1 protein-coding gene is annotated in these 603 nt (G+C 74.0%); it reads right to left on the bottom strand.

Going from position 1 to position 603, the window contains the following annotated elements:
- The coding region (locus MXD58_RS24550; RefSeq protein WP_250610031.1) for a nucleoside/nucleotide kinase family protein at positions 1-455 on the bottom strand (455 nt) is incomplete at its 3' end.
- Positions 456-603: the final 148 nt, after the last annotated feature.

The following is a 603-nucleotide window of genomic DNA, read 5'->3' as shown; positions in this document are numbered from 1 at the left end:
GCGTCGGACCGCGCCCGAGCGAGCGGCACCCGCAGCAGCACCTGCAGGTCGGGCGCGGGCAGGGCCAGCGACCCGAGTTCCAGCTCGGCGATCCACGCCGGGAAGTCGGCGCGTTCGGCGGGCGGCAGCCGGGCCGCGCCGTAGGCGGCGTTCGACGCGACGTACCGGTCGAGCAGCACCACGTCGTTGGCCGAGGTCAGGGCGTCGAGCTCGGGCCGCGACGCCGCCCGGTCCAGGGCGAACATCATCGCCGTCGCCCGGGGCGCCGTCGCGAGTGCCGCGAGCCGCGCGTCACCGGCGAGCAGGTCACGCAGGGCCGGGCCGAGCGGGGCCACCTCGTACCGCGGGTAGGCGAGGGTGGCGACCCGATGGCCCGCGCCGGTGAGCCGGGCGACGAGCCCGCGGGTCAGGGTGTTCTTCCCGGCGCCGTCCACACCCTCGATCGAGATGATCATCCGACCACCGGCTGCCGCCGGAAGTGTTCGGCGACCGCGTCCGACCAGCTCAGCAGGCGCCCGGCGAGGGGGGGGCGGCGGGCGGGCGGCGCCCCGGCGGGGGGGGGTTTTTAAAAAAATAAGCATCTGAAGCACAAAAATAAATTAT

The organism is Frankia sp. AgKG'84/4, assembly GCF_023242965.2.
In the GTDB taxonomy this organism is placed as follows: domain Bacteria; phylum Actinomycetota; class Actinomycetes; order Frankiales; family Frankiaceae; genus Frankia.
The sequence above is the reverse complement of the archived record's forward strand: the minus strand, read 5'-3'. Positions and strand labels throughout refer to the sequence as shown.